This window comes from Sphingobium boeckii (assembly GCF_014199215.1).
GTDB lineage: Bacteria > Pseudomonadota > Alphaproteobacteria > Sphingomonadales > Sphingomonadaceae > Sphingobium_A > Sphingobium_A boeckii.
Genome location: NZ_JACIJC010000003.1, coordinates 620,563 through 638,410 on the forward strand (window position 1 = coordinate 620,563; position 17,848 = coordinate 638,410).

Sequence of the window (17,848 nt, forward strand, 5' to 3'; positions counted from 1 at the left end):
TATGAGACGGCTCGATAAGTGTGATCAGCCCGCCTTGATGGACGGCGTGTTGACACCCATGCTCTGCAGATATTTGCGGATGTTGCGCGCCGCCTGACGGATGCGCTGCTCATTCTCCACCATGGCGATGCGCACGAAGCCCTCGCCATCCTCGCCATAGCCAACCCCCGGTGCCACCGCGACGCCCGCGTGGGTCAGCAATTGCTTGGTGAACTCCAGCGAGCCCAGATGCGCGAGTGCGGGTGGCAGCGGCGCCCAGGCGAACATGCTCGCGCGCGGCGCCGGAATATCCCAGCCCGCACGGCCGAAGCTCTCCACCATCACGTCGCGGCGCTTGTGATAGAGTTGGCGATTTTTCTCGACGATATCCTGCGGCCCGTTCAGCGCAGCGCAGGCCGCGGCCTGGATCGGAGTGAAAGCGCCGTAATCCAGATAGGATTTCACGCGCGTCATCGCCGCGATGAGATCCTTATTGCCCACTGCAAAGCCGATCCGCCAGCCCGCCATCGAATAAGTCTTGCTGAGCGAGGTGAATTCGATCGCGACATCCTTGGCACCCTTCACCTGCAGGATCGAGACCGTCGGATTGCCGTCATAATAAAGCTCGGAATAGGCCAGATCGGAGATGATCCACACCTTGTTCTCGCGCGCCCAGGCGACCAGCCGTTCGTAAAATGCCAGGTCGACCGTCTCCGCCGTCGGGTTGGAGGGATAATTGACCACCAGGATCGACGGCCGCGGCACGGTAAATTTCATCGCGCGCTCGAGGCTCTCGAAATAATGCTCGTCGGGCGTGGTCGGCACCGCACGGATCGTTGCCCCCGCGATGATGAAGCCGAAAGTGTGGATCGGATAGCTTGGATTGGGCGCGAGCACGACATCGCCGGGCGCGGTGATCGCGGTGGCGAGACTCGCGAGCCCCTCCTTAGATCCCATCGTCACGACCACCTCGGTGTCCGGATCGACATCCACTCCGAAGCGACGTCCGTAATAATTGGACTGTGCCTTGCGCAGCCCCGGAATCCCCTTGGACGCCGAATAGCCATGCGCATCGGGCTTGCGTGCCACTTCGCAAAGCTTGTCGATCACATGCTGCGGCGGCGGCAGATCGGGATTGCCCATGCCGAGATCGATGATGTCGTCTCCCGCCGCGCGCGCGGCCGCCCGCATCGCATTCACTTCTGCGATGACATAGGGTGGCAGGCGCTTGATGCGGTAGAAGTCTTCGGTCATGATCCAATTTCCGTTGATAAAGGAGCGGGATTCATGCGGCAAAGCGCGGAGAAATGCCAGCGAATCCGGTCAACTTTCGCGTAAGCCCCCTATTCCGCTCACCCTCAATCCCGGCTAACCTTGTCGGCGAAGAGGATTTAGCATGGCTGAAAACAGCACCGTTCTGCCTTACCCCAGCCTGGACGATATGCAGCACTGGACCTGGGTGATCGGCAAGGCGCAGCAGATGATGCTGGAGCACGGGCTGGACATGATGCAGATCGCCACCGCCAAACCGGCGGCACCCGGCTTGCCCGCGCTGCCCGACACCAGCGCCTTTGCCAAGGCGCAGGCCGATTTCTGGACCGACAGTTTGAAGATGTGGCAGCGCTTCCTCACCCCGGCGCAAGCCGAACCGGCAGAGGAAAATCCCGCCCATGCGCGCGACCGCCGCTTCGCAGCGCCGCAGTGGCGCGACAATCCCATGTTCGATCTGGTGCGGCAAAGCTATCTGCTGATCGCCGACCATCTGCTGAAGGGCGTGGATGCGATCGACGGGCTGGACCCCAAGCAGAAGGATCAGGTCCGCTTTGCCACCAAGGGCTTTGTCGATGCGATGAGCCCCAGCAATTTCGCCTTCACCAATCCGGTGGTGATCGAAAAGACCATCGAGACACGCGGCGAGAATTTGCTCAAGGGCCTCGAGCACATGCTGCGCGACATGACCAAGGGGCAGTTGACGCACACTGATCCCGATGCGTTCGAGGTGGGCCGCAATATCGCCACGACGCCCGGCAAGGTGGTGAAGGAAACGCCGCTCTATCAACTCATCCAATATACGCCGCAGACGAGCGAGGTTTACAAGACGCCGCTGATCGTCTTTCCGCCCTGGATCAACCGTTTCTATATCCTCGATCTCAACCCGGAAAAAAGCTTCATCCGCTGGGCGGTGGCGCAGGGGCTGACGGTCTTCATGGTTTCGTGGAAATCGGCGGACGCCAGCTTCAAGGATGTGACCTGGGACGATTATATCGTCCGCGGGCAAATCGACGCGATCGATACCGTCCGTGATCTGCTGGACGTAAAGACCGTCCATGCCATCGGCTATTGCGTAGCAGGCACCACGCTGGCGGCCACGCTGGCGCTGCTCGCCGCGCGCGATGAGGCCAGGAAAGTGAAGACCGCGACCTTCTTCACCGCGCAGGTGGATTTCGCCAAGGCCGGTGAACTGAATTTGTTCGTGGATGACGAGCAATTGAAGCTGGTCGAGAGCCTGTCGGGCGAAGGCTTTCTCGACGGCCGCTATATGGCCGCCACCTTCAATCTGTTGCGCGGCCGCGATCTGATCTGGAATTATGTGCAGAACAATTATCTGCTCGGCCAGGACTATACGCCGTTCGATCTGCTGCACTGGAACGGCGACACCACCAATTTACCCGCCAAATGGCACAAGGCCTATCTGGTGGACCTTTATCGCGATAACAAATTGGTGGTGCCCGGCGCGATCAGCGTGGACGGCACCCCGATCGATCTGACGAAGGTCAAGACGCCATCCTATGTGCAGGCGGGAAAAGAGGATCATATCGCGCCGCTGGAAAGCGTATGGAAGATCACCGAGCATTTCGCGGGGCCAATCAAATTCCTGCTGGCAGGATCAGGCCATATCGCAGGCGTGGTGAATCCGCCGAGCGCCGGAAAATATCAATATTGGACCAATGACAAGCCGGTCAAGACGCTCGAAGACTTCATGGCCGGTGCCAGCGAAACGGCCGGAAGCTGGTGGCCGGACTGGATCGACTGGCTCACCGGCCAGGATGCCGACAAGGTCTCAGCCAAGGCCGCCCGTATTCCCGGGAAAGGCAAGCTGAAAGCGATCGAGGACGCGCCGGGCCGCTACGTCAAAACGCGGTGACCCCATCGCACGTCACCCCTGAACTTGTTTCAGGGTCCATTGCAAAGTCCGGACAAATGGTGGCGCGAAAGAATGGATGCTGAAACCAGTTCAGCATGACGGCGTGTTGAGTTCGGCCCGCGCCTCAAGCCTTCTCAAGCGTGCATTGGAGCGGATGCTGGTTCTGCCGGGCGAAATCCATCACCTGGGTCACCTTCGTCTCCGCCACTTCATAGCTGAAGACACCGCATATCCCGACGCCCTTCTGATGCACATGAAGCATCACGCGCGTGGCATCTTCCATATCCATGCGGAAGAAGCGCTGGAGGCACAGCACGACGAATTCCATCGGCGTATAATCGTCGTTGAGCATCAGCACCTTATAGGGTGTGGGCTTTTTCGTCCGCGTGCGTGTGCGCGTGGCGACGCCCAGGCCGGTGCCCGGGTCTTCGCCATCTTTCCGCCCGGCCATGGCCGGCGGGATCATCTGTTTGGATATGTCTTGCATCGTTGAACGCAGAATATGGCATTCCCCGCCGCTGGGGCAAGGGGGCAATCTATGCCCAACACTGCGTTAGTCACGATTTGCCGCAATATGGCGCAAAAAAAGGCCGCCCCTTTCGGGACGGCCGTCTTTCAAACTGCGCGATGCAGTCGCTGCGTTAATCAGGCAGCGGTCTTGATCTTCTCGGCTGCCACCGCGATGCGGTTCGACAGCGGCTGAAACACGTCGCCAGCCAGCTTCATCGAGATTTCGGTGTTCTTCGATGTCTGGGCAACCAGCGTATCGAAGGCCGACTTCACATAATCGCTCTGAAGCTTGAAGAATTCGGCGGGCGTCTTCACCGCAGCAAAGCTTTTCAGCGCAGCCTGGGCCGATTCGAAATTCTTGCGGCCGAATTCGGCAGCGTCCTGACCCAGCGTTTCCATGCCCTTGGCTGCAACCTTGCCTGAAGCCACGATGGCTTCGAGATTGCCCTTGTTGAATTCGGCGACGTCCTCAGCCATCTTCTGGCTCTTGGCGACAGCAACCTTGGCCCGCTCGCTGATGTCAGCGAACACGGTCTCAACCTGCTTGGAGGCGTCTGCGGTAACTTTCTTCACGGTTTCGGTCATCTTGGTCGTATCGGTCATGGTCGTTCCTTCTGGAAGGGCGGAAACCTTTGCCGGTGCCGCCGATAGAGCAGGTGCAGTCTTGATGGCCGCTGGCTTGGAAGCCTTGGCCGGGGTGGTGGTCTTGTTCGTGGTGGCGCTCATGATGGCGTCTCTCGCACTCGATTTCCGTTTATGTTGCAGTGCACAATATAGAGCTATGGATAGCATTGCAAGTGTTTTTTGTGCAGTGCAACAAAACGGTCATGCTGCAGGTTGAAGCAGCCCGAATCAAAAGACCGATGTGTTATAATGGTGCCAGGTCATGATCGCCGCAGCCCCCCGATGGGGACGCCATTTCTCCGCCAGTTCGCGCGTCGATTTCTCGCTAGGGCGTTCGGCAAGGCCCAGAATGCGCCCCACTTCGATCTGCACTGCCAGATCGCCGGCAGGCCAGATGTCCGGCCGGCCTTCGGCAAACAGCAGATAGATTTCGGCAGACCATCGGCCGATCCCCCTCACCGCCGTCAGCGCCGCGATCGCGGCTTCATCATCCTCCGGCAGATCATCGAGATCGAGACCGCCCGCGATCACCAGTTCGGCCAGGCTGCGCGCATAGCTCTGTTTCTGGCGCGAAAGCCCGCAGGCACGCAACGCATCATGATCGCGCGTGAGCAGCACCGCGGGATCGCAACCCGCGCCCAGTTCCGCCTCCAACTTGCTCCAGACCGCGGCGGCGGATTGGACGCTGACCTGCTGGCCGACGATCGTGCGCAACAGCGTCTCATAGCCGCGCACCCTCACGCGCGGTTCGGGATAACCGATCCGCGCCACAGCGGCGGCAAATCCCGGTTCGATCGCGGCGACGGCATCGATCGATGCGATGATCTGTTCCTGCGTGAGTGCCATTTTGTTCTCATGCCCGATCATGGCCCCAGACTCCAGCCCCTGCGCCACTATGGCTTGATTTCGTCCCTTCCCTCCCCTAGCGGCGTCGTTGATCATTGGGAGGTGACGCAATGCCGAAGCTGATAGTCGTAACGCGGGACGGGACGGAAAAGACGGTCGAGGCCGAAAACGGTCTGTCCGTGATGGAAGTCATCCGCGATGCAGGCTTCGATGAATTGCTCGCCCTGTGCGGCGGCTGCTGCTCGTGCGCCACATGCCATGTGCATGTCGATCCCGAATTCGCAGACCGGGTTCCAGCGATGAGCGAAGACGAGAATGATCTGCTGGACAGCTCGGACCACCGCGATGAGACTTCGCGCCTGTCCTGCCAGCTTCACATGAGCGACGAACTCGACGGCCTGAAGGTCAAGATCGCCGAAGAGGATTGATCGGCCGCGCTGCGGTCCGGCCTGAGCCGAGGCCGCAGCCTATTTCAGCCGGAGCAGTGTTTCCGGCACCTTGCTGATCTTCACCGTCACCGGCCATGTCAGCGTTTGCTGCGCCCCTGCCGCGGCGGGACCATCATCGGTATTGTTCGTCAGGATCGGCGCATCCGTGGTGATGGTGAAGCTGCCCTCCGCCGCGGTGTAATTCTCCGTGCGCGCCTTGCGCATTTCCGCCGCCGCACCGAACAGCGCCATGCTCGCCATCGGATTGCTGGCGGTGTTGCCAAAGGCGGGTGCCGTGATCTGGACGGCCCCATCGGCCCGCTTGCGCGCCAGTACCATGGGATAGACATAGGTCGCTTCGGGATAGACGGGGAATACGAAATCCCGGTCCAGCGTGCCGGCGATCTGATAGTCCACGTCGAAAATGCCCTTGCCCCGATAGACGACGGATTTCCAGCCCGCGAGCTTGGTCATCTGCGCAGCGAAGGCCTGCATCGATTTTTCGTCTTCCGGATTGAAACCCAGAAGCTGCTCGAACTTCTGCGCCTCTTCCTTGTCACGCGCCTGGCGCTGGACCTTCTGCTCGGCGCGCTCGGCCAGTTCTTCCTTGGTGCAGTCGCGCTCTTTCCATTCGGCGGACGGCACTACCACGGCGGGGGCGTCTGCATCGGGGTCTACCGTCTCGATCTTGCCGCTGTCGGTGCTGCGCTCGACCATGCCGTATGAGGCTTCTGCAGCAGCCTCGCCTGCCCCATCGCCTGGAGCGTCCGGCAGCGGTCCCCAGCATTTGCCATCGTCGAAGGTGGACGACTTCCCCTCGTTCATCATCTGAAACAATGAGAGGAAAACGATCTCGCCCTTATAGTGGAAGCTGAAGCGGCCATCGGCCTTCACATCCATCGCGGACGTGAATTTGCCGGGGCTGTAGAGGCAGCTCGCCAGAAGGAAGGGCATGGCGATCGCCAGCATGATGCGCGAGAATTTCATGACGCCTCCCCCGGTTCAGATCGTCTAGCGGGCAGACGCCGCATAAAGCGCGATCGCTGCAGCATTCGATACGTTCAGGCTTTCCACCTTAGGGCTGATCGGAAGCCGCGCAAGCGCATCGCAATGCGATTCCGTATTCTGCCGCAGCCCTTCGCCCTCCGCGCCCAGCGCCAGGGCGATCTTGCCATTGCCCATCGCTTCGCCGAGCTTCATCTGCGTGTCGCCCGTCAGTCCGATCCGCCAGAATCCGGCATCGCCGATCTCGTCGAGTGCGCGCGCCAGATTGACCACCCTCACCCAGGGCACCAATTCCAGCGCGCCCGATGCGGCGCGGGCCAGCGCCCCGGATTCGGGCGGCGAATGACGGTCCTGCGTGATGATCCCCAGCGCATCGAACGCGGCGGCGGAGCGCAGGATGGCGCCCACATTGTGCGGATCGGTCACTTGATCCAGCACGATCAGGCTGCGCTGGTCATCCCGCCCCGATTCGAGCAGATCGCCCAGCCACACGTCCTCCAGCGGCTCCACCTCGATCACCAACCCCTGATGCGGCGCATCATGCGGCACCATGCGGCCGAGATCGGCGACATCGGCATAGGTGACCGGAAGCACCGGCGGCAGATCGAGCGGTGCCAGCGCCTCGCGCGTACCCCACAGCTTACGCACGATCCGCTCGGGATTGGCCAGCGCCGCGATGACGGCGTGGCGGCCCCAGAAATGGGGGCGGCCATGGGAAGGCTGGGAAGGGCGGTGTCCGCGGCGTGCCATGGTCAGTCTCTGATTGCTGGAGGATATTCGAAAGAGCGCGTATCGCGCGTATCGCCAGTCCGCAAGCCGCACTGCGCGAAAACCGCGGGAAAGGTGCAACGGGGCGTTGACAGGCAAGCCCCCATTCGCCATTGAGCCGCCTTCCTGAAATCAGGCACCATGGACAGGTGGCCGAGTGGTTAAAGGCAGCAGACTGTAAATCTGCCCGTGCAAGCGTACGCTGGTTCGAATCCAGCCCTGTCCACCACCCTCCGCTCCGAGGGCATCCACTAAAATCCCTAGAAATCCCGGAAAAGCTGGAGTATTATCCGCTTTACGATCCGCTTGTATCCGGCGGCGTTTGCCTGAAGCCGGAGCATAGTGTGGGAGGGATGTGGGAGTAAATGACTTACTCCCACACTATTGACCTCCCGCGAGTCACGTTGAAATGTGGGAGTAAGCGATGGGCAAGCTCACGGCAGTTGCGTTCAAATCAGCTCTGAAAGTTCCTGGCATATATCAGGACGGTGACGGACTGGTACTTAGGGTAGACAAGCGCGGCGGGGCCTACTGGCTTTTGCGCCTCCAGCGTGACGGGAAGCGGCAAGATATAGGCCTTGGCAGTGCCAAGCTGCTGACGCTGGCGGAGGCTCGCCATAAGGCCAGCGACCTTCGGAGGGCGGTCAAGATAGACCGGCGAGACGTACTCGCGGAGAGGAAGAATGAAGCGGCTGCAAAGGTGTCATTCCGCGAAGCTGCGCGCCAATATCATAGCGAGAATGAGGCAGGCTGGAAAAGTGCCGTCTATGCCCGTCAATGGCTGGCCAGTCTGGAAAACTATGCCTTCCCAAAATTAGGCGATGTTCCGACCGGGGGCATTGCGGCAGCCGATATCATCACCGTGCTGACGCCGATCTGGCAGGAGATTCCCGAAACGGCCCGTCAGGTGCGTAACCGGATTTGCGTTGTGCTGGATTATGCCCATGCCAAAGGCTGGCGCTCCCGCGAAGCGCCCTCGGGAAATGGCAGCTTGAAAGCCGGGCGCGGCTTGCCCCGGCAAGTGAAATCGCAAGAGCATCGCAAGGCCATGCCCTATGTGGCCCTGCCCAGCTTCATAACCGCATTGCGGCGCAAGCCGTCCTATGGGCGGTTGGCGCTAGAACTGCTTATCCTGACCGCCGCGCGCAGCCAAGAAGTCCGGCTGGCGACATGGGCGGAATTTGATCTTGAAGAGCGCCTGTGGAGTATCCCTGCCGATCACATGAAGCGGAGCAAGGCGCACATGGTTCCTTTATCCGAAGCAGCTCTCGCGGTGTTGGCCAGAGCGAATGCCTTTCGGCTTCCAGACACCGATGTCGTTTTCCCAGGCCTCGCCGGCAAGCCGCTGTCCGATATGACTTTGCTAAAGGTACTGCGCGACATGAGCGAGCCATTTCACGTCCATGGTTTTCGATCCACCTTCACCGATTGGGCGGCGAATGAAGGCTTTGCCGATGCCGTTGTAGAGGCGGCGCTAGCTCACAAGACGCCCGATGCGGTGCAAGCTGCCTATCGTCGAACAACCTATCTTGGAGCGCCGGGCCAGCCTGGCGCGCGCGTCAAACTGATGGATGTATGGGGAGGCTATTGTGTTGGCGAGGCGGTCGACAACAGCGTTGTGTCGCTACCGGCAAAGAAAGCGATATAACGCGGGCCTAACCTACTCTTCCAACTCAGCGTCATCGCTCCCAAAATGAAATTTTGGAAGAAAGCGGTATGGCGCCTCAAATGATGGAACTCTCCGCGCTGCGTCGTGTCTCAATAAACTTTATTAGCCCCTCCACCGGCAGCAACGTCGAGCTCCCGATCTTGATTGTCTCGATCTCTCCAGCCTGGATGAGCTCATAGATCCGAGACCGCCCAATGCCGAGCATCTGAACCGCAACAGGAATGCGAACAGCCAGCCGCTCATAATGAGGCACTGTTTTCCCCTGAGCGGCGTCGCCCGGAGCCCGCTTATCCTTCATTGCCCACATCCTTCAGCGATAGATTGATCCCTGAAAAATCCGGCACCGCGGCCGGTGTGACCCTCGCGATGGCAGAATGAACATGCCGCCGTGGATCCTTTGCCGCCAGATCTTGCGCGACCTGATCGAACAGCATTTGAAATCGTTTGCGTGCGAGACTGCGCGTGGTTTCGTCAGACGGTGGCTGATGCGCCGTCAGCAGCATCTCGTGCCAGATGAGTTTGCTCAGCATTTCGATGATCATCTCTATGTCCTGCGCCTGCGCCTTCTGACTCATGACGAGCCGATCGATTTTCGCACCGAACCGATCGTCGGTGTCGCGCATTCCCTTGCGCTCGATCCAGGCGGTGATGGCCTCGGCCATGATGATCGACTTGCTGGCACCGGGTTTGGCTGCGAGTAGATTGAGTTGCTCGCTCAGCGCATCGGGCAGATGGAATTGATGACGGGTCTTGTGGCGCATGGCTGATCCTCGACATTGAGGATCGGGAGTGTCGCACGGACTTTCGTGGCTGCCGATTACGCTGGTGCGCCCTCACGTGCGATATCGATGCAAATTGGACGCTCAGGAGATGCCCGGCCCGCCGCGTTCGCGCCCAAATGTCCAGCTGATGCTGCCGCCCTCGCGCATGAGGCCAGAGACCTGTTTGTTCATCGCCTTCTCCAGCACAGGCCGCCAGGGGAGTAATGTGAACTCCTTGGATTTCTGCACCAGCGCATATTTGCCGCTCTCAAGCTGGACCTGACGGACGAGCCTGCCGCTGATCTGGTCATAGGGCTTGGCCTGCACATAGGGCAGGCCAAGCTCCTCCTCGAGCTGCTGCGCGGCCGCCGTCATCTCGCGTCGCTGCAGGATCGCAAGCAGGTTGCGCTGGAAGAAGAAATCATTGCCCCTGAACTCGGCCAGTTCCTGCTCGACCAGCCAGCGCTGGCGCTGCAGCTTGGCGGTCTCGACCGCCCGTCCGAACCCGTCGCCCAGGGGCTCGGGATTGGCAGCGGTGATCTCGCGATCGAGCCAGGTGACCGCATTGACGCGGACCTGCCTGTCGACCGGCGTCGTGGACAGGGTCTCGATGACGACCGGCATCCGCTCCGCGATCTTCGCCTCATAGCTTTTCACCCGGTCGATATGATCGGGCTCGATGATCCATTGTCCGTCCTTCTGGCGATCCGGATAGCCGATCGCCCTGCGCATGGCTTCGAGCCGCCGCTCATGGGTGTGGGCAAAGGCCTCCGAGGCTTTGATATCGTGGTGCATATGGTGGTCTGAGCTGTAATAACCGCCAGATGCTTTGGCGACCTCCGCAACCGTGCCGTCCATAGGCCTTGGGTCCATGGACCGCGGCACAATCCTGAGCACGCTGTCCTCGGGGACCATCCGAAGACTCTCGGGCGCACCGATATCGACATAATGACTCCGGCCATCGATCCCTTCGATGACGAGGTAATGCCGGTCGCGATATTCATCGGACAGACCACGCCTGATCAGCCGCCCGACGATGGGCTTGGCGCTGCGCTCCGTCCGCGTTGCGATGATCATCTCCCGATGCCGCTCGGCACCACGCGCAGCGAGATCGCGGTGCATCGTCTTGATGATGTCGCCGCGCTCGCCCATCCGGCGCAGAACGGGTTCGAGATCATCGTGCAGCCGCCAGCGCCCCCGCTCATCTTCATGGGCCAACCCCAACCGGCCCAGCATCTGCAACCGCCCCGCCTTCAGCGTCTGCGCCATCGCACCGTTGGCGACGGGTGAGACCAAACCATCTTCACCGCGATCGGCGATCAGCTGCCCGTCGATGCTGGTGAAGCGCTCCTGCTCCATCTCACTGGTCAGTGCGCGGTGGATCTCGAGATCGGTGCGCGGACCAAGATCGCCACTCACGATATCGATCGCGCGCTCCCGAAAGCCATTGGTCATATAGGCCGGCGCGATGATGAGATCCTTGCCTAGTTCATCCTTGCCCCGGACGATCACATGGCTGTGGGGATGGCCGGTATTGAAGTGATCGACCGCCACCCAGTCGAGCCGCGTTCCCAGATCCTGCTCGGCCTGGATCATCAGCCGCCGGATCACGGGCTTGAGATCATCGTAAGCCGCGCCGTCCTCTGGCGCGACGATGAAACGGAACTGATGTCGGTCGCCCTCGGCGCGTTCGATAAAGGCCCGGCCGTCAGCGGCATCGCTGTCGCGGCCATAGAGCGCGCCGGGCATGCCATCCCGCGTCACCCCATCGCGCTGGATATAACGTAGATGCGCTTTGGCATTGGACAGGCCTTTGGTTCCCAGCTTTACGATCCGCGCCTTGACTACGACGCGCCGCGTACGCGGGCCGGCAAAGCGGCTGCTCGACAGCAGGGCGGCGGTGCTGCCACCGCGCCCGATCCGTGCGCCGGTAAACTGCGACTTGCCCGCCCCCTTACCGAGGGCAGCACGTTCGATCTTCACCGCGATCGCCATGCTTCGCGCGAAGCTCTGTGGCCGACCCGGCGATCCGTGGGCGCGGCCGAGCCGGGGCAGGAAATCATCATCGTCGGGCACGGCCGCGATCCTCCAAAAGGGACGGATCGATGCGATGAGGGGCGGCCTGCAGGCCGGTTCAAGAGCCTCCACGATTATTGCTCGTAGCGCAGGGACTTAGCTACCCGCACCGCCGATCCCCCTTCCTTACCTCCACAAAAAAGGATGTGCAGACAATCGCTTACCCGATGAAAGAGGGTGAGCTTTATCTTGCCCTCTTTTTCTCTACCGATCCCGATTTTCTGTCCCAGCCATGCTCCAACGCGCCGCCAAAAACGAAGAGACATGTCAGCTACGACGTGACGCGCAACCCGAACCCGTGGGTGCCGTTCAGGGCAGCCCCACCTTCATTGCTACATAGGCATCATGCGCCGCTGTCTCGCATTCGAACATGCGCTTTTGGGTCAAACCATGGACCATGCCGTCCCCATCGACGAGGCAGATCGCGCAATAGAAATCACCGTCCAATCTCCCCAAAATCGCGATGCGGTCAAGCTCGATTTCCAAGCCGTCTGCGCCATCATAAGCGCCAATCCAACGTTCCATGATACGCGCATCCCATGTATAATCCGCTTCTTCCGCCGCAAGAAAATGCGCCGTCAAAGACCCGCCGATGCCCGTTCCGAATTCGACTTCCAGCCCCGAAATCAGTGCCGCCATCACGCGATCCGACGCGCTGCCGATGCTCTGAAACATGTCCATGGTGATCTCCTTTCTATCCGCCCCCCCATCGAGGACAGTGTCCGCAAGACGGGTGGCGGAGCGGCGGTCAGGGACGCCGCAGGCGCCGCGACAGCGGGGCGTGGGGGAGCCGATTTGCGCAGCAAATTGGGGGAACCGCGCATCCTTGACGGCCGATTCGACGCCTGTCAGACTCGGTCTTGCCGAGAGACGAAGCCCACGCTCGATGCCTCAGAATCGGGCTTCTCGCTTTATTGCCCTGAGGTGCGGCACCCATTTACACTGGATCGTGGACGGCGCTTGAGTGATGGATCGGAGCGCGATCAGCGCGGCCCGATCCATCACTCAATGCGAACCGCGAATGGAAGCCAGGCTGACCACCTTTGGCAGAAATCATCCCCGCGCCGTGCGACGCGGGGATGTCGCTTCGGTCAATCGAGCGGATTCCACAGCAGGGCGAAATCGTCGTCTTGGCCGTGAGCATCGTGCACGAGATTGCCATAAATACGCCGTGGCCCGAATTCGGGTGCAGCCAGCAAGACCGAGATATATTCCTTGCCGGAGGTCTCGCCGCGGCGATGCCAGGCAGCCCCGATTTCCACGCCCTCGGAAAGAATACGAAAATCGGGCTGAGTCTCGCTCTTTTTGGAAGGATTGCGCATGATGGTCGCTGCGGCGCGAATGCTGAGCGTGCGGATCTGGCCGGTATATCCGCCCTTGTCCGTGGCTTTGAATGAACCGATGGATGGCATTGTCTTTACTCCTTCTTCGCGCCGGAACCTGTTCCCGGCGACACGCCCGTCCCTCAGGCGGGGCCAGGAGCGGATGCGAACCGACAGGCCGAAGCGAGAGCGGAGGACCGGAGCGACGGGCTATTTTGATCCGCGAGGAGCTGGCGAAGCCGGCGGGGAAAATAGTTCGGCGGCGATGGTTTCGGCATCCGCGGCCCTGCCGCAAACGGGTGCGTCAAAGTCCGGAAACAGGTCAGCGCATGGGGGGAGATTGACGGATGCCAGCGGTCACTTCGCGCGCGGATTTGGCGTGGTGCCGAGTGTTCCGACACCGACTTCCCGGCCGATCCGACTGCCCAACCGCGTGCTTTCAGGGCAGCAGGATGACCATTTTCGTCTTTTCGCAGAAGCTGCAGCCTTGCTTGCTCCGCACGAACCCATCCGACCCGGCAAGTTCCTTGGTCTTGCGGTTGGCGAGGCCCGGCTTCAATTCAAGCGTCTTCTCCACGCAATCGTCGCAGATCGGAGCCGGCGAGAGACGTGTCACAAGGCTGCGGACCTTCGCCAATATCGTTATGCTGCCCCTCACCATGCTAAGCATATGGGGATTGAAGCCGGTGCGAGCAACCGTCTCGAGAGGCAGTCACGCCGGCTTGACGCGCGTGTCGACGCGATCGAGGGAAGGCGATGCGCACCGGATGCAGGATGGCGGCACGGGTGGCGAGCCAGGCGCGATGCTCTGCGGAGATACAAAGCATAAAATCAGCCCTTCGGCGGCTTTTTCGTCACGACTTTGGGGTTTCTGCGAACGGTACGCGTGCCGAGCCCGATGCTGACCGCCAGGGCGCGCCGCTTCTCGGAATAGGTCGGTGCAACCATGGGATAGTCGGATGGCAGCTTCCATTTCGCGCGATATTGCTCGGGCGTCATATTGTAGGTCTCGCGCAGATGCCGCTTGAGCATCTTGAGCTTCAGCCCGTCTTCCAGGCAGATGAGATAATCGGGTCGGATCGACGCCTTGATCGACACGGCCGGCGTCTGCGCCGCGATGGGCACACTGACGGGCGTGCCCAGCCCCGCCAGCGCATCGTGCACCGTCGAGATCATGCCAGCCAGATCCGACACACTCACCGCGTTATGGGCCACATGCGCGGTAACGATGTCGGCTGTCAGCGCCAGAAGGCTTTCCTGGGATGAAATTGTCATGATCTGGTCCTTTTCGATCCGCTCCAAGACGCCCGAATGCCAAGGAACGCAAGCGCATAGCTCCAAGTGGTTGCCAAACCGATACCGCCCGCGCGCCGCGCAGGCGCGCTGGCGGTCGAAAATTTCAGCGCAAGACAGGCGTGGGGACGCCCGTCCGCCGCCCCCAACGATCATTCCAATGCGAGCGCTTGCGCCAGGGCGTCGGATGTCGTCTCGATCACGATGCGGTCGCAAAAGATCGCACACCAGCCGCCGCCGAAGCCGTCCACTCTCGGCCTGGAACAGCTTTGCGCCCATGCGAAACCGACAGGCGTTTTTGCAAGTGTGTCCTGACAACAATGACGGATGATTTCGGCAACCGGATAGGGCTGAAAGTCGGTGTCGCTCCAGAACCGGGCTTCGTGCAACGTCGGTTGCACCTGATCCACGCCCTGGTCGAACGCGGCACCAATCTCGGGATATTGAGGATCGGAAAAGATCGATCGGAACCCGCTGAGGCGATCATCGGCCGAGGTCGCCGGAAATGCGGACAGGAATGCGGCGCTCGGCGCAATGCCGTCCTCGTCATTCATCAAGCGCGCTGCGATATCGAAGACCTCTTCGATGAGCGCGCATTCGGCGGAGGTGCAGCGGAAGGCAAAACAGCCCTGAACACAATAATCAGCCATGGAAAGTCTCCTTCGCGCGCCACGCTCACGCGGCGCGTCACCTGAAAATGGGGACGGCGCAGCGCGCCGTCCCCGCGCGATCACGCCGCCAGCGGCAGGTTTTCCGGTTCGTCCTTTTGGGGCCGCGCTTCGCTTTCCTGGCGCGCCGCTTGGGCCACGCCATGCGCATTGACCGTGCCCACACCGCCGCGCGCGGTGTAAGCCGATGGCGGAAACGCCATCCAGCGCGGCACCCAGGGATCGACCCTGGCGCGCCCTCCCGCGCCGACCAGATGATCGCTGATCACCGTTTTCAGCACCTTGCTCTTCTCGTTTGCATTGGCGCTGGCGACGCTTGCACCGCCGACATCGGAGACGAGGCCCATCAGGACTTCCTTGTCCCTGATCAGACCGAAGAAGGCGGCATCGGCCTCCCACCAACGGCTCATCTCCACGCCGAGATGCAGCCCGACCGCCTCGACAGCGGCACCGCCACTCATGAGCGTTTCACCCATCACGACCGCCACGACGTCCATCAGGGCGTCCTGCGGCAAGGGCAGCAGCCGCTGGAAAAGGGTGACCAGGATGAATGGATCGTGATTGCGTCCAGCGACGGTCGCGTCATCTTCGGACAAGCCCAGCAGCGCGAGAACGGCGCGCCGCCACACCGCGAATTCCGCCTCGGCCTTCGAATTTTCCACGCTCCCGGCAATCGCATCGTTGCGGGTCGCTTGCGGTTCGATGCGCACGTTCCAGAGCGGCGATCCGACGATGGCATGGGCGACCATCATCCGCAGCGCGACGTCTGGCACCATCAACAGTTCGGCGCGCACGGCGGCGTGGCGGTGCAGATCGATATAGGTCTGCAGCGGCCCCGACAATTCGGGGCGCACGACCTTGGGCGGTGCGATGCCGTCACCTTTGGCGATCCGCCGCCCTTGGGCGGCGGTGACATAGCCCTCGTGGAAGAGGATTTCGCCGCTGCTCCGTCTGTCGACATAGATGCGCCCGCCTTTCTTCTTCCCAGCCTTTTCATGATCCCATGATGCGAAATGCGCGCCGATCGGCTGGACCACGACATCGGCCCAGCCATCGATCAGATAGGCCTTTCGCCGCGCTTCGATCTCGGCATTCTGCGCGACCCAGAAGGCGTCCGCATCGCCGAAATAGCGCTCGTCGCCAAACAGGTCGCCGATGATCGTGCCGGCATAGGTCTCAAGATCGAACAGGGCATGTCTGACCGGGATCGACTGCCCGCCAAAAAGCCAGGCCTTCAATTGATGACCGGTCGGCACATGCGCTGCGGGATCGTCGGCCAGTGCCAGCCATGTCTTTTGCTGGGCCTTGCTCGCCATGGTCAGATGGCGGACGGTCACCATATCGATCGCCTCGGCGCGATAGAGTTCGCGGATGCGCGGCAGCAGATGGCCGAGCGCGAGGATGCGCCTGACCGCCAGTTCGGGCAGCGAGAAGGTGATCGCGATTTCATCGATCCCCTGCCCTTCCTTCACCAGCCGGGTGAAGCTTTCCCAGCGGCTGACCTCATCGGGATCGAGCCGGGCCATATTCTCGATCATCGAGGCTTCGATGGCGGACGCGTCGTCACCGTCATCGAGAATGGCGCAGGGCACGGGATCGGCCTCGCCTTTCTCCACCGCAAGTGCGCACGCGGCATGATAGCGGCGGCGTCCGCCGAGGATTTCGAAACGGTCCGCCTCGCCGTCCATATCGGACGCGACCCGCCGTACGATCAGCGGCTGGAGAATGCCGCGCTTGCGGATCGAGGGCAGGATATCGGTCACGTCAGGGGCTTTCCTGCCGTGCCGCATATTGGCCTTGCTGACAGACAGCATGTCGAGCGGGATAAAATCGAGTTTCATTGTCATAGCTCCATGTGAGCGCCGGTCGCGGATGATCAGGGCAGAGATACGCGACCGGCAGGATTGCGGCGGAACGCGCCGCGCGTCATCCGCCGCTCAAGGCTGGGCGGTCGGAAGCTCGGGGTCGGTGCGGTTGATTTCCGCGCGGCGCAGCAGGGTTTCGGCCCAGAGGATCGAGCCGGTCATCCGCGCGGTGTGCGCCCAGATCGAGAGCCGCCACGGCGTCCCGAAGGCGATATCGCGTTCGATGCCAAGGCCATAAGGCAAGCGCAGGGATGCCATTTCACGAAGGGAAAAGCGGCCGAGTTCAGGGCAACCCAGGCCCAGATCGGCCAGCCCGAACAGGGTGTCGCCATCCTGGTCAAGCTCGGTCGCGAGCCATGTCGCAGCGCCCAGGGGATTGAAGAATTTGACCACGGGCATGGGGTCATGCAGCGCCGCTCCGCGCCGGGCGGCATTGGCGATCAACGCGGCGCGGATCGGATCGGTGAGCAAGATCATGCCGCCAGCTCCAGCGAGACGGCATCGGCTGCCGTCGCCTGATGGCGTGCCAGCAACCAGTCCGCCGCCTTGGTCGCGGCACTGGCGGCACGGAAGATCGCGCGATTGTCGTCGCGCAGCACCTCCAGCCATGCGCCGATATAGTCGGCGTGCCGGACGGTCGGGACGATTCCGAGCGCCGCGCAGAGAAAGGCCGATCCCATTTCGGCGATCAGCTCTTCGCGCGCATAGTCCTTCGTGCCAAAGGCCGCGGTCTGGTCGCGGTCGAGCCGCGAGCGATGGCCGGTGGCATGGGTCTTATGCCGATATCGGCATAAGGGGCATAATGCCGGGACCCGGATTATGCCGCGCGGTCTCTGGTTGAGGTTGGTTTTCCGGCCATCGGCCGCGCGACGGTTCGGCATAATCAGAG

21 protein-coding genes and 1 tRNA gene are annotated in these 17,848 nt (G+C 61.5%); 5 read left to right on the forward strand and 17 right to left on the reverse strand.

The window, feature by feature from the left end:
- Positions 1-24: 24 nt before the first annotated feature.
- Positions 25-1,233, reverse strand: a complete 1,209-nt coding sequence (locus tag FHS49_RS11445; protein ID WP_184018508.1) for an LL-diaminopimelate aminotransferase — start codon at positions 1,231-1,233, stop codon at positions 25-27.
- A gap of 142 nt (positions 1,234-1,375) precedes the next feature.
- On the opposite strand from FHS49_RS11445, the gene FHS49_RS11450 reads away from it, so the two are divergent.
- Positions 1,376-3,124, forward strand: coding sequence for a PHA/PHB synthase family protein (locus FHS49_RS11450; protein ID WP_184018510.1), 1,749 nt, complete (start codon positions 1,376-1,378; stop codon positions 3,122-3,124).
- 124 nt (positions 3,125-3,248) lie between these two features.
- Here the strand turns inward: FHS49_RS11450 and clpS are convergent, their stop codons facing one another.
- Together clpS and FHS49_RS11460 are read right to left on the reverse strand one after the other, a co-directional pair.
- Positions 3,249-3,611, reverse strand: a complete 363-nt coding sequence (gene clpS / locus FHS49_RS11455) for an ATP-dependent Clp protease adapter ClpS (RefSeq protein WP_425502684.1) — start codon at positions 3,609-3,611, stop codon at positions 3,249-3,251.
- Between the two features lie 158 nt (positions 3,612-3,769).
- Positions 3,770-4,237 carry a phasin family protein gene (locus FHS49_RS11460; RefSeq protein ID WP_246350585.1) on the reverse strand — a complete coding sequence of 156 codons (468 nt, stop codon included), beginning with the start codon at positions 4,235-4,237 and terminating at the stop codon, positions 3,770-3,772.
- A gap of 64 nt (positions 4,238-4,301) precedes the next feature.
- Between FHS49_RS11460 and FHS49_RS19660 the strand changes: the two genes are divergently transcribed.
- Complete coding sequence (locus tag FHS49_RS19660; RefSeq protein WP_246350587.1) at positions 4,302-4,475, forward strand: hypothetical protein; 174 nt, start codon at positions 4,302-4,304, stop codon at positions 4,473-4,475.
- 11 nt (positions 4,476-4,486) lie between these two features.
- On the opposite strand, the gene FHS49_RS11465 is transcribed toward FHS49_RS19660, so the two are convergent.
- Positions 4,487-5,104 carry a DNA-3-methyladenine glycosylase family protein gene (locus FHS49_RS11465; RefSeq protein WP_184018514.1) on the reverse strand — a complete coding sequence of 206 codons (618 nt, stop codon included), beginning with the start codon at positions 5,102-5,104 and terminating at the stop codon, positions 4,487-4,489.
- A 110-nt stretch (positions 5,105-5,214) separates the two neighbouring features.
- On the opposite strand from FHS49_RS11465, the gene FHS49_RS11470 reads away from it, so the two are divergent.
- Positions 5,215-5,532 carry a 2Fe-2S iron-sulfur cluster-binding protein gene (locus FHS49_RS11470; RefSeq protein ID WP_184018516.1) on the forward strand — a complete coding sequence of 106 codons (318 nt, stop codon included), beginning with the start codon at positions 5,215-5,217 and terminating at the stop codon, positions 5,530-5,532.
- Between the two features lie 39 nt (positions 5,533-5,571).
- Here the strand turns inward: FHS49_RS11470 and FHS49_RS11475 are convergent, their stop codons facing one another.
- Together FHS49_RS11475 and rlmB are read right to left on the reverse strand one after the other, a co-directional pair.
- Positions 5,572-6,519, reverse strand: coding sequence for a hypothetical protein (locus tag FHS49_RS11475; RefSeq protein ID WP_184018518.1), 948 nt, complete (start codon positions 6,517-6,519; stop codon positions 5,572-5,574).
- Between the two features lie 24 nt (positions 6,520-6,543).
- A complete protein-coding gene (rlmB, locus tag FHS49_RS11480; protein WP_184018520.1) occupies positions 6,544-7,287 on the reverse strand; it encodes a 23S rRNA (guanosine(2251)-2'-O)-methyltransferase RlmB in 744 nt (247 codons plus the stop codon).
- A 161-nt stretch (positions 7,288-7,448) separates the two neighbouring features.
- On the opposite strand from rlmB, the gene FHS49_RS11485 reads away from it, so the two are divergent.
- Together FHS49_RS11485 and FHS49_RS11490 are read left to right on the forward strand one after the other, a co-directional pair.
- Positions 7,449-7,534, forward strand: a tRNA-Tyr gene (locus FHS49_RS11485).
- A gap of 195 nt (positions 7,535-7,729) precedes the next feature.
- The gene (locus FHS49_RS11490; protein WP_184018521.1) at positions 7,730-8,953 is read left to right on the forward strand and encodes a tyrosine-type recombinase/integrase; all 1,224 of its coding nucleotides are present in this window, start codon (positions 7,730-7,732) and stop codon (positions 8,951-8,953) included.
- A 76-nt stretch (positions 8,954-9,029) separates the two neighbouring features.
- Here FHS49_RS11490 and FHS49_RS11495 read toward each other — a convergent pair whose 3' ends face one another.
- From FHS49_RS11495 to FHS49_RS11545, 11 genes are all read right to left on the reverse strand, one after another.
- Complete coding sequence (locus FHS49_RS11495; RefSeq protein WP_184018523.1) at positions 9,030-9,272, reverse strand: helix-turn-helix domain-containing protein; 243 nt, start codon at positions 9,270-9,272, stop codon at positions 9,030-9,032.
- On the reverse strand, positions 9,262-9,735 hold the full coding sequence (locus FHS49_RS11500) for a ribbon-helix-helix domain-containing protein (protein WP_184018525.1): 474 nt from the start codon (positions 9,733-9,735) through the stop codon (positions 9,262-9,264). The genes FHS49_RS11495 and FHS49_RS11500 overlap by 11 nt, the downstream gene beginning before the upstream one ends.
- Positions 9,736-9,837: 102 nt before the next feature.
- Positions 9,838-11,811, reverse strand: coding sequence for a relaxase/mobilization nuclease RlxS (rlxS, locus tag FHS49_RS11505; protein WP_343052967.1), 1,974 nt, complete (start codon positions 11,809-11,811; stop codon positions 9,838-9,840).
- 309 nt (positions 11,812-12,120) lie between these two features.
- Positions 12,121-12,492 carry a hypothetical protein gene (locus FHS49_RS11510; RefSeq protein WP_246350589.1) on the reverse strand — a complete coding sequence of 124 codons (372 nt, stop codon included), beginning with the start codon at positions 12,490-12,492 and terminating at the stop codon, positions 12,121-12,123.
- 410 nt (positions 12,493-12,902) lie between these two features.
- Positions 12,903-13,223, reverse strand: a complete 321-nt coding sequence (locus tag FHS49_RS11515) for a DUF736 domain-containing protein (RefSeq protein WP_184018527.1) — start codon at positions 13,221-13,223, stop codon at positions 12,903-12,905.
- Between the two features lie 349 nt (positions 13,224-13,572).
- Positions 13,573-13,749 (reverse strand): hypothetical protein, encoded by a 177-nt coding sequence (locus FHS49_RS11520; protein ID WP_343052968.1) that lies wholly within the window; start codon positions 13,747-13,749, stop codon positions 13,573-13,575.
- Between the two features lie 215 nt (positions 13,750-13,964).
- The gene (locus FHS49_RS11525) at positions 13,965-14,408 is read right to left on the reverse strand and encodes a Ros/MucR family transcriptional regulator (protein ID WP_184018529.1); all 444 of its coding nucleotides are present in this window, start codon (positions 14,406-14,408) and stop codon (positions 13,965-13,967) included.
- A 170-nt stretch (positions 14,409-14,578) separates the two neighbouring features.
- Positions 14,579-15,076, reverse strand: coding sequence for a hypothetical protein (locus tag FHS49_RS11530; RefSeq protein WP_184018531.1), 498 nt, complete (start codon positions 15,074-15,076; stop codon positions 14,579-14,581).
- Between the two features lie 80 nt (positions 15,077-15,156).
- Complete coding sequence (locus tag FHS49_RS11535) at positions 15,157-16,935, reverse strand: ParB/RepB/Spo0J family partition protein (RefSeq protein ID WP_184018533.1); 1,779 nt, start codon at positions 16,933-16,935, stop codon at positions 15,157-15,159.
- 96 nt (positions 16,936-17,031) lie between these two features.
- Positions 17,032-17,436, reverse strand: a complete 405-nt coding sequence (locus FHS49_RS11540) for a DUF2958 domain-containing protein (RefSeq protein ID WP_184018535.1) — start codon at positions 17,434-17,436, stop codon at positions 17,032-17,034.
- Positions 17,433-17,848, reverse strand: a 416-nt coding sequence (locus FHS49_RS11545) for a zincin-like metallopeptidase domain-containing protein (protein WP_246350591.1), incomplete at its 5' end; no start/stop codon positions are given. The genes FHS49_RS11545 and FHS49_RS11540, both read right to left, overlap by 4 nt.

Bases quoted from the DNA above. Each gene is read 5' to 3' on its own strand.
- FHS49_RS11445 (WP_184018508.1), bottom strand. From the start codon at position 1,233: ATGACCGAAGACTTCTACCGCATCAAGCGCCTGCCACCCTATGTCATC.
- FHS49_RS11450 (WP_184018510.1), top strand. From the start codon at position 1,376: ATGGCTGAAAACAGCACCGTTCTGCCTTACCCCAGCCTGGACGATATG.
- clpS (WP_425502684.1), bottom strand. From the start codon at position 3,611: ATGCAAGACATATCCAAACAGATGATCCCGCCGGCCATGGCCGGGCGG.
- FHS49_RS11460 (WP_246350585.1), bottom strand. From the start codon at position 4,237: ATGACCGATACGACCAAGATGACCGAAACCGTGAAGAAAGTTACCGCA.
- FHS49_RS19660 (WP_246350587.1), top strand. From the start codon at position 4,302: ATGGCCGCTGGCTTGGAAGCCTTGGCCGGGGTGGTGGTCTTGTTCGTG.
- FHS49_RS11465 (WP_184018514.1), bottom strand. From the start codon at position 5,104: ATGGCACTCACGCAGGAACAGATCATCGCATCGATCGATGCCGTCGCC.
- FHS49_RS11470 (WP_184018516.1), top strand. From the start codon at position 5,215: ATGCCGAAGCTGATAGTCGTAACGCGGGACGGGACGGAAAAGACGGTC.
- FHS49_RS11475 (WP_184018518.1), bottom strand. From the start codon at position 6,519: ATGAAATTCTCGCGCATCATGCTGGCGATCGCCATGCCCTTCCTTCTG.
- rlmB (WP_184018520.1), bottom strand. From the start codon at position 7,287: ATGGCACGCCGCGGACACCGCCCTTCCCAGCCTTCCCATGGCCGCCCC.
- FHS49_RS11490 (WP_184018521.1), top strand. From the start codon at position 7,730: ATGGGCAAGCTCACGGCAGTTGCGTTCAAATCAGCTCTGAAAGTTCCT.
- FHS49_RS11495 (WP_184018523.1), bottom strand. From the start codon at position 9,272: ATGAAGGATAAGCGGGCTCCGGGCGACGCCGCTCAGGGGAAAACAGTG.
- FHS49_RS11500 (WP_184018525.1), bottom strand. From the start codon at position 9,735: ATGCGCCACAAGACCCGTCATCAATTCCATCTGCCCGATGCGCTGAGC.
- FHS49_RS11510 (WP_246350589.1), bottom strand. From the start codon at position 12,492: ATGGACATGTTTCAGAGCATCGGCAGCGCGTCGGATCGCGTGATGGCG.
- FHS49_RS11515 (WP_184018527.1), bottom strand. From the start codon at position 13,223: ATGCCATCCATCGGTTCATTCAAAGCCACGGACAAGGGCGGATATACC.
- FHS49_RS11525 (WP_184018529.1), bottom strand. From the start codon at position 14,408: ATGACAATTTCATCCCAGGAAAGCCTTCTGGCGCTGACAGCCGACATC.
- FHS49_RS11530 (WP_184018531.1), bottom strand. From the start codon at position 15,076: ATGGCTGATTATTGTGTTCAGGGCTGTTTTGCCTTCCGCTGCACCTCC.
- FHS49_RS11535 (WP_184018533.1), bottom strand. From the start codon at position 16,935: ATGAAACTCGATTTTATCCCGCTCGACATGCTGTCTGTCAGCAAGGCC.
- FHS49_RS11540 (WP_184018535.1), bottom strand. From the start codon at position 17,436: ATGATCTTGCTCACCGATCCGATCCGCGCCGCGTTGATCGCCAATGCC.